Source organism: Leptodesmis sp. (assembly GCF_052746595.1).
The window spans coordinates 1-9,193 of the sequence record NZ_JBRAGO010000137.1; the positions used below are offsets into that span (position 1 = coordinate 1).

General features: G+C 50.5%; 10 protein-coding genes. 5 read left to right on the forward strand and 5 right to left on the reverse strand.

What is annotated here, in order from left to right:
* From ACUVQO_RS20995 to ACUVQO_RS21010, 4 genes are all read right to left on the reverse strand, one after another.
* Positions 1 to 257 (reverse strand): thioredoxin family protein (locus ACUVQO_RS20995; protein ID WP_445927777.1); only part of this gene is annotated, 257 nt, incomplete at its 3' end.
* 54 nt (positions 258 to 311) lie between these two features.
* Complete coding sequence (locus ACUVQO_RS21000) at positions 312 to 1,025, reverse strand: NnrU family protein (protein WP_445927778.1); 714 nt, start codon at positions 1,023 to 1,025, stop codon at positions 312 to 314.
* Between the two features lie 132 nt (positions 1,026 to 1,157).
* The gene (locus tag ACUVQO_RS21005) at positions 1,158 to 3,197 is read right to left on the reverse strand and encodes a serine/threonine-protein kinase (RefSeq protein ID WP_445927779.1); all 2,040 of its coding nucleotides are present in this window, start codon (positions 3,195 to 3,197) and stop codon (positions 1,158 to 1,160) included.
* The gene (locus ACUVQO_RS21010; protein WP_445927780.1) at positions 3,182 to 3,334 is read right to left on the reverse strand and encodes a hypothetical protein; all 153 of its coding nucleotides are present in this window, start codon (positions 3,332 to 3,334) and stop codon (positions 3,182 to 3,184) included. Before ACUVQO_RS21010 ends, ACUVQO_RS21005 begins: the two co-directional genes overlap by 16 nt.
* A 455-nt stretch (positions 3,335 to 3,789) precedes the next feature.
* Here ACUVQO_RS21010 and dnaG point away from each other — a divergent pair, with 455 nt between their 5' ends.
* Entirely contained in the window at positions 3,790 to 5,781 is a 1,992-nt protein-coding gene (gene dnaG / locus ACUVQO_RS21015) for a DNA primase (RefSeq protein ID WP_445927781.1), read from the forward strand.
* Between the two features lie 13 nt (positions 5,782 to 5,794).
* On the opposite strand, the gene ACUVQO_RS21020 is transcribed toward dnaG, so the two are convergent.
* On the reverse strand, positions 5,795 to 6,364 hold the full coding sequence (locus ACUVQO_RS21020; RefSeq protein ID WP_445927782.1) for a pentapeptide repeat-containing protein: 570 nt from the start codon (positions 6,362 to 6,364) through the stop codon (positions 5,795 to 5,797).
* Between the two features lie 160 nt (positions 6,365 to 6,524).
* On the opposite strand from ACUVQO_RS21020, the gene ACUVQO_RS21025 reads away from it, so the two are divergent.
* The 4 genes from ACUVQO_RS21025 (at position 6,525) to ACUVQO_RS21040 (ending at position 9,073) form a co-directional block, all read left to right on the forward strand.
* Complete coding sequence (locus ACUVQO_RS21025; RefSeq protein WP_445927783.1) at positions 6,525 to 7,013, forward strand: YraN family protein; 489 nt, start codon at positions 6,525 to 6,527, stop codon at positions 7,011 to 7,013.
* A 468-nt stretch (positions 7,014 to 7,481) separates the two neighbouring features.
* Positions 7,482 to 7,967: an allophycocyanin subunit alpha gene (apcA, locus tag ACUVQO_RS21030; RefSeq protein WP_428362969.1), complete on the forward strand. Its 486-nt coding sequence runs from the start codon at positions 7,482 to 7,484 to the stop codon at positions 7,965 to 7,967.
* 120 nt (positions 7,968 to 8,087) lie between these two features.
* Positions 8,088 to 8,573, forward strand: coding sequence for an allophycocyanin subunit beta (apcB, locus tag ACUVQO_RS21035; protein ID WP_445927784.1), 486 nt, complete (start codon positions 8,088 to 8,090; stop codon positions 8,571 to 8,573).
* A gap of 296 nt (positions 8,574 to 8,869) precedes the next feature.
* Complete coding sequence (locus ACUVQO_RS21040; protein ID WP_445927785.1) at positions 8,870 to 9,073, forward strand: phycobilisome linker polypeptide; 204 nt, start codon at positions 8,870 to 8,872, stop codon at positions 9,071 to 9,073.
* Positions 9,074 to 9,193: the final 120 nt, after the last annotated feature.

The following is a 9,193-nucleotide window of genomic DNA, read 5'->3' on the forward strand; positions in this document are numbered from 1 at the left end:
CCTTCCATCCGGTGCAACAGTTCTCCTTTTACAAAGAAAAGGAGTGTTGGTAGGGTAGTAATTCGGTCATGGCTGGTTAATTTGATATTTTCGTCGGCATTAATTCGAATCAGTTTCAGAGGACTGCCGCATTCTGCTTGAAATCGGGAAAGCAACGGCTCGATCATGCGGCAAGGCCCACACCAGGGCGCACCAAAGTGAACTAAAACAGGACTGGAAGACTCTAAAATTTCTTTTTCAAACGTTAAATCGCCCATTGTGTTATTAACTACTTTTATCAAGGAAGGTGCCGAACAGTGCTTGGAAATATCCTACCAGTGAACGTTGGCTGTTGCTTGAATTAATAATGGATGTGCCCACCAAAACAATAAAACAAATCCGGCTACTCCTAAATAGGTGGGACGCAAAAACTCTTGCAACTTCAATGATTGTCGTCCCTGAGCAATGGCCAGAAACGGAATGACTGATGTGCGGGCTTTCACAGCGGCAAAGGCTTCCCCATAGCGGGCAGAGAGGCGACGATCGCCATGCCACACCCCAAACAAGTGATGCAGCACCAGTCCCACTGAAGTGACGATCATGAACGTGGTGCCCAACCAGAGCGTATGGGCGATACACCAGATAATCTGTCCGACCATCTGGGGATGACGAGTAATGCGAATAATGCCCGTCTCATACAGATGCACCTGGGGTTTTTGGATGGCGGCAATTTCCAGCAAATTAAAGGTTGCCGGGTAAAGAAACAGAAAGGAAATGGCCGACAAGCTCCAGACCAACGGTCGCACGCCTGGAACACCCTGCACCTGCCAGAGTTGCAACCCATCATACCGATGGTTGAAGAAGTAAATGATTAGCACGGTTGCCAGCGGTAGACTGACCAGCGCAAACAAGACTCGATAGAGTCGGGGACCAATCCGCTGCTCACCCCAGGGACGCAGGGCCGCAAGACCACTGTGGGCGATCGCAAACACAAGCAGCAGTCCCAGGACGATCAAGTGACTGGGAGTTAACCAATGAAAGGACATCAGATCAGAAGGGAGTAGGGAATAGGGAATAGGGTAGCGGGAATGGGGGACAGGAGGAAAGGGGGCTTGTGGATTTGCGATGTTGGGTTTTGGATTAACAAACAGCAAGCATAATCCCCTCATCCCCAACCCCTAAAAAATGACTTCTAAATCCAACTGCCGCAGGTCAACTCGATAGAGGCAGCCGTGATTCTGGTGCCAGGTGGCAATCAGGAATTCGTAGGGGGAGAGGGCGGCGATCGCGGTGGGATGAGCAGGGCCATGAATACTGCCGATCGTTTGCCCGTAATTGTTCAACACAGCAATTTCGTCATCTGCTGCCATCAGTAAGGAACCCCAGGTTGTGGTGACTACATATTTAGGAGTTATATCTAAACCGATCCGTTGAATCCGTAAGGGTTTCAGATCCAGGACTAAGATTGACCTGGGATACTGGGGTTCAAGAGCCAATAGACGATAAGGGGTAGAAGTAAGGCCAATTGGCTGCAGCGGAACGGGAAGTTGCAGGGTTCCTAAAGCGGTTCCCCGGCGGGTAAATCCCTCCAGTTGCACTCCTGTAATGCAGGCTTCTCCATTAGTGACATGGGAAAAGGCGACGATATGCCGGGAATCGAGTGCCAGAATTTGAAAACAGGGAGTGATGGGGCGAACGATCGCAGGCCGAAAGGGGAGGAAAGGCTTAAAGTGCCACAGGTTCAATTGACTCCTAAAGTGCTTGGTCTGAGAATCTACCACTGCGATCCAGTTTCTGGCTGGGTCGATCGCCACCTGGGCTTTTTGTGGTAAGGCGATCAGCAGTTGAGGTGTGAGTATGGGACAACGATCAATGATCTGTTGACCTGCGACCTGCGGCCTAAGGTTTGCGGCCTCACTCTCCTGAAGCTGACTCGCAAATAGGTCTAGAGTCAGGAAATAGACTGCTGTTTCAGTCACTGCAAAACATCCCTGGGGCCGGATGACTAAATCCAGCACTGGCTCTTGTAACTGTACAGTGGGCCAGGAATGAGACGATACGATGTTCGGCTGAGCAGGTTCTACCGGCTGAAATTCGTCTGCAATTAGAGTGTAATTCGCAGGGGAAAGATCAAACAGATCAATAGCAGCAAACGTTTGATAGCAGATTCTTTGACCCGCCACTCGCAACACGGCCAATTCTGATTGCTGAGAGGTTGAAGCAAAAGTCTGCTGGCAATGCTGCTCCCCAGCCTGATTGCTGGGCCATGAAAAGGGGCGATCGCAACTCACCAGTTGCTGGATTTGCAACTTTAACGGCTCCTGCTCAATAAATTGGAAAGGCACACTGGCTGGAGGTTGCCCCGGTCGCAAGAGAGCCGGAGCTGTCCACCCCAAATTCAGTTCCGGTTCTGAATGGGCGATCGCCATGTGTAAGCACTCTCGCATCTCTGCGGCTGACCGGAACCGTCGAGCCGGAAGCTTTTGCAGAGCAGTGGCAATGACATTTTTTAAGTCTGGGGGAACCGTATCTGGAATCTGGAGAGCTTGATTCAAGTGGGCTGACATCAGTTCCGCAGGAGCACCCGAAAACGGACGACGACCCACCAGTAGCTCATACAGCATGATGCCGACCGCATACAGGTCAGAAGCTGGGGAATACTGGCCATAAAACCGCTCTGGAGCCATATAAGCGGGCGATCCAGTGTTGCTAAACTCTTCGTGCAATAACTCCTGACTTAACCGGGCAATGCCAAAATCTGAAATCCGGGCTGTCCAACCATCAGCGATCGCAGTCAGCAGAATATTTTCTGGCTTGATATCACAATGAACGATTCCCCGTTGATGGGCGTGTTCTAATCCCTGGAGAACCTGAGTCAGCAAGTTTAGGCCCTCAACGGGATGCAGACGAACCTCCTCATCCAACAGGTTTCGCAGGGTTCCGGCCTCACAGTAATCCATCACCAGATAGCGGCTCGTTTCCGTTTGCTCCAAGGCTCGACAGGTGACGATATGGGAATGCTGCAACAGCAGGAGAAATCGCAGTTCTCGCAAAAATTTCTGGGTAGAAAACCGCTGTCGATCGAGTTCCTTGAGGGCCACGATCGCCCCCGTTTTTCGATGGCTGGCGCAATAGACTCCCCCAAAGTGCCCCTGTCCGACTAATCCCAGCAGACGGTATTTAGAGGGGTACGACTCTGCAGTTAGGGAAGTAGACACATGCGGTGGGGCGATCGCGTCGCAAGCAGTTCTCTATTGATCATTTCGTAGCGGGTTTCTTCACACTGGGGCAAGGCTGCAACACAGCGCACAGTCCAATGAATTTTTTCAAGGAAGGAGTGGGTGGTTTGGCTCATAACCGAGGCTTACCAAGGCTCAACGGATGATTTAGATTTATTAGACTTCTTCCAAATTGGAAAAAACGTCGGATGGGCCAAGGGAAACGTTTCATCCTGCCATTCTGGCTGATTTGAATGGGCACGCCAAGCTTTACCCATCCTACTACTGATACTGATGATGATTGATCTAATGGGCAGGCGTTCCAGTGATGGAAAAAGGGGAGTGGGAAATAGGCGAGGGTGAAGAGGTAATGGGAAGGGGGTAAGTGAGTGGAGATTAGGGAATTTTTTGGGAGAGATGGGGCAGGTGGGAATCTGTTCGCTAAGATTAGGATCCAAATCTTTGGATAGGTCATTTGTCCTGAGCCACTGGTCAAGTGATGGCGCGGGGTACAAAACCATTAACCGACAAAAGACAAAGGACACTTCAAAGCTCTTAAATCTCAACTCTTAACTTTTAACTCTTACCTCCCATGGAAATTCCTCGTTTGCATCCGGACACGATCGAACAAATCAAGCAACGCCTCGATATTGTCGATGTCGTCTCTGAGCATGTGGTGTTACGCAAGCAGGGGAAAGATTTTGTCGGGTTGTGTCCGTTCCATGACGACAAATCACCTAGCTTTACAGTAAGTCCGAGTAAGCAGTTTTATTACTGCTTTAGCTGTGGGGCGGGCGGTAACGCAATTAAATTCCTGATGGAACTGGGTAAGCGTTCCTTTAGTGAGGTAATGCTGGATCTGGCCCGCCGTTATCAGGTGCCCGTGCAGACGCTGAAGCCAGAGGAACGGCAGGAATTTCAGCGGCAGGTGTCTTTACGGGAGCAACTCTATGAAATTCTGGCGCTGACGGCCCGGTTTTATGAACATGCGCTGCAGCAACCCCAGGGGAAGGTGGCGCTGGAGTATCTGCAAACGAAACGCCGACTTGGTAAGGATACAATCCAGCAGTTTCAGTTGGGGTATGCACCGGGCGGTTGGGAGACGCTGTATGGCTATCTCGTGGAGCAAAAGCACTATCCAACGGAGTTAGTGGAACGGGCGGGATTATTGGTGCCCCGCAAAACAGGAGAGGGCTATTACGATCGCTTTCGCGATCGCCTGATGATTCCCATTCATGACTTACAGGGTCGAGTAGTCGGGTTTGGAGGTCGCACCCTCACCGATGAGCAGCCCAAATATCTCAACTCCCCGGAAACGGAATTATTTGATAAAGGTAAGCTGCTGTTTGGCCTGGATAAAGCACGGGCTACGATCGCCAAGCAAGATCAAGCGATCGTCGTGGAGGGCTATTTTGATGTGATTGCCCTGCATCATGCTGGAATCACCAACGTTGTCGCTTCCATGGGCACCGCTCTCAGTTCAGCTCAAGTGAAGCAACTGCTGCGCTATACCGAATCCCGCCGCATTGTGCTGAACTTTGATGCCGATCGAGCCGGAATTCAAGCGGTAGAACGGGCTGTTGGGGAAGTGGAAACTCTGGCCTACCGGGGTGACATTCAATTGCGCGTCCTGAATATTCCCGATGGCAAAGACCCAGATGAGTTTTTGCAACACCATACCGCTGACCAGTATCAGAAACTGCTGGATCAGGCTCCCCTCTGGCTGGATTGGCAGATTGAACAGGCGATCGCTGACAAAGATTTGAAACAGGCGGATCAGTTTCAAGAGGCGGTGCAGGCGATCGTGAAATTGCTGGGAAGCCTGCCGAATGCCCCCTTAAGAACCCATTACATCCACCACTGCGCCGAACGCTTGAGTGATGGCGACTCCCGCTTAATGCTGCAGCTGGAAGAAGACCTGCGCCTTCAAGTCCGGGGAGAACGCTGGCACGGACGATCTCACAAATGGCAAACCCGTAGCGATCGTAACCTGCTGGAAGAATCGGAAGCCCAACTGCTGCGCCTTTATCTGCATGCTCCCGAGCAGCGATCGGCCATTGTTGCCGCGATGGAAGAGCGGGATCTGGAATTCAGTCTCGCTCATCATCGCTTCCTGTGGCGACAGATTGCGGAGTTGGAAGGAGAAGGAGAGGGGAAGCGAAGGAGTGAGGGAGAAGAGGCAGTCAGTAATTTAGAAGATACAATCCAAAATCCAAAATCCAAAATCCAAAATCCCTCCGACCTGATTTCCCTTCTACAGGATCGCTGCACCGACTATCCCGGTGAAATGGCCCGACTTTACCCCCTGTTTCAACTGGATGAGAAAACCAAGCGGGATATTCTGCGAGCACCCCTAACCATTCGAGCTTCCACCGCGGCGATGGAACGGATTATGTGCGAGAAGCGTTGCCGCCATTTTGAGCAGTTGTGGGAACAGACCGATGCCAGCACTGCTCAGGAACTGGATTACTATCAGCAAAAAATTTATGCTGAAAAACGCCGGATTGCAGAGCTTGATCGCGAACGCCAGGTAACCTTTTTGGATTTGGTACAAGCCCCCTGGGTAGGAGATATTCGAGATTAGGATCTGTTTTGATTTAACGACAATTTAACGTATCGCGGGTTTTCCGGCCTGTTACGGGATTGGTGCCTGACGCAGATTTGCAGAGCAGCAACTGGGCATCCTGGCGCACTTCCACATCGGTAAAGTCAGCCCCCTCGATCGTCGCTCCATCAAACTTGGCATTAAAGGCAAACGCCCCTTCCAGAATCGCATTTTTTAAATTGGCATGGGTCAGTCGGGCGGTATCCAGCGTGGCATTGCTGAGATTAGCTCCCTCTAGATTGGCTCCCTCCAGGTTGGCTCCAAAAAAGCTGACTCCCTGTAAATCTGCGCCACTGAAGTTGCTTTCCCGTAAATTGGCTTTTGTAAAACTGGAGTCGGTCAACACCCGTCCGGAGAAATCCGCACCAATCAAAAACTCCTTGTTATAGTCTTCCGCCAGAACAGATTGGGTTCCGGCATTCCAGCACGAGAGGCAGGATATACCGAACAAAAGAATACTAAATAGACAAGCCAGAAGCCGCCGATGCCAGCACGGTTGGAAATTGACTAGCTCCTGCCTGAGAGCAGATTTCTTTAAATCAATCAACTGTTTGCTACCCATCACAATGCCTAATTTTGTTCAATCGGGGAAACCTTCAAGATGGGGGAATTCCCGTCGCTTCAACTGAATCCCTGAATGAAATTGATACATTCTTGATCCTAACGGAATCTGTCAGCTATCTTATCCAACCGATTCAATCTGCAACAGTCTGATACGATTTATGTCACCTTCTTCCCGATCGTACTCCCCATCCTCTAAAAAATCCCCAATCGCCGATCCGGGAAAATTAGGAGAAGCCCTGGTTGCCCACTGGCTAACGCAGCAAGGCTGGACGGTTTTACATCAACGATGGCGATGCCGCTGGGGAGAACTGGACATCATTGCTGGCTTACAGACAGAAGATAAACCAGAGTGGACAACCCTAGCTTTTGTAGAAGTAAAAACTCGCAGTCGGGGCAACTGGGATGGGGACGGCTCTCTGGCCATTACCGCTCAGAAACAGGCCAAACTCTGGAAAGCCGCCGAGCTGTTTTTAATGGCCCATCCCACTCTGGTCACTGCCACCTGCCGCTTTGATGTCGCCCTCGTACAGTGTGAGCGCTTATCCGGCTCCGTCGATGTCTCTGGCGTTAATGGTGAAACAGTCACGATCGCCGCAGGCCACCGCCTCACCCTTCTGGACTACATCTCCTCCGCCTTCACTCAGTGAGCTTCGCAGGTTTTAAGTTCTCAGCTTTAAGTTCTCAGTTCAACTTAGAACTCAAAACTTAAACCAGATCCAGCCAGAGAACACTCACTTGCCGATCAGAGAAAATACGGTTCTGGAGTTGGACAAGGTTTAAAGCTCAAAACTCCTCTTCCCCACTCCTCACTCCCTAATCCTCCATCCCTCATGACAAATCTGAGGGAAATATTACAAACTATTACACTCCCACTGGGAGGGTGAACCCAATGCCGCACAATAATTGCGGAAGGTAACTAAGTCTAGAGTTCCTGTGAGGCTCACGCCAGAAAGGTTCAGGCTTTATTTTGGTGTGGCCTAGTGCTAGCTTGAAGGGTTGAACGAGGCGATTGCTTCTTAACACTTCAAGTTTGCAGGTCATGCAGGCAGACTTAGAAGCCCATCTGGGAATCCCCGTTTAAATAATCGGTTACATTCTTCTGGAGGAATCCATCAATGAGTATTGTCACGAAGTCAATCGTGAATGCAGACGCTGAAGCTCGCTACCTCAGCCCCGGCGAACTCGATCGGATCAAGAGCTTCGTTACCAGCGGTGAAAAGAGACTGCGGATTGCTCAAACCCTGAGCGATTCCCGTGAGCGGATCGTCAAGCAAGCTGGCGACCAACTGTTCCAAAAGCGCCCTGACATCGTTTCCCCCGGCGGCAACGCTTATGGCGAAGAAATGACCGCTACCTGCCTGCGTGACCTCGACTACTACCTGCGTCTCGTGACCTACGGTGTGGTTTCTGGCGATGTGACTCCCATCGAAGAAATCGGTATCGTGGGCGTGCGCGAAATGTACAACTCCCTGGGTACTCCCATCCCCGCCGTGGCTGAAGGTGTACGTGCCATGAAGGCGGCTGCTAGCTCCCTGCTGTCTGGTGAAGATGCGGCTGAAGCTGGCGCTTACTTCGACTACATCATCGGCGCAATGCAATAAGAAAGGATAGGATCCAGGACTGGTGATGCTTTGTCCCCAATCCCTGATCTTTAGTCCCTAATTCCTTTCTATAACCAATCAAGCATTTCGTAAGACTACGTGATTTAAGGAATTCTAATCATGCAAGACGCAATTACCGCTGTCATCAATTCCTCCGACGTTCAAGGGAAGTACCTGGACGGTTCTGCTCTGGAAAAGCTGAGGAGCTACTTTGCCACGGGTGAACTGCGCGTTCGTGCCGCTACCGCGATCAGCGCCAATGCGGCTGCGATCGTCAAGGAAGCTGTGGCTAAGTCCCTGCTCTACTCTGACATCACCCGTCCCGGTGGCAATATGTACACCACCCGTCGCTATGCTGCCTGTATCCGCGACCTCGACTACTACCTTCGCTATGCCACCTATGCCATGTTGGCTGGCGATCCTTCCATTCTGGATGAGCGTGTCCTGAACGGCCTGAAGGAAACCTACAACTCCCTGGGTGTACCCATCGGTGCTACCGTGCAAGCGATCCAGGCGATGAAGGAAGTGACCGCTGGTCTAGTCGGTGCTGACGCTGGCCGTGAAATGGGTGTTTACTTTGACTACATCAGCTCTGGCTTAAGCTAACTGTAAGTTCTAAGTGATGAATTTTAAGTAATGAGTTAGAGCACTGCTTACCTGAACTCAGAACTTAAAACTCATAACTCTTCAAGTTCGGAAGTCTGAAGTGAGTGTTAGCTTGTTAAAGACTAGTCTTCAATGAATGATTGGTTTTGATAGTCTAAGATTGACTTTGGGCTTCCGAACTTACTTTTAGGCGGATGCTCATGCCAGAAAGGTAGTCCGCAGTATTTAAGCAATTTTGCAGATTGATTTTCTTTAAACTCAACACTTCCTCAGCCCACTCAGGAGATATAGCCACCATGCGGATGTTTAAGATTACGGCTTGCGTTCCCAGTCAAACTCGCATTCGGACGCAGCGTGAACTTCAAAATACTTATTTCACGAAACTGGTTCCCTTCGAAAACTGGTTCCGTGAGCAGCAACGGATTATGAAAATGGGCGGCAAGATTGTTAAGGTTGAGCTTGCTACCGGTAAACCCGGTACCAACACTGGCTTAGCATAAGCGTCTTGGGACCAATGCTCAAGATTAATGGTTGTACTGAAACCAAATCCAGCTAGAGAACGGTTGTTTTCCGATCAGAGAAACTACGGTTCTGGGCTTGGATAAAGTTTAGTTCTGGAC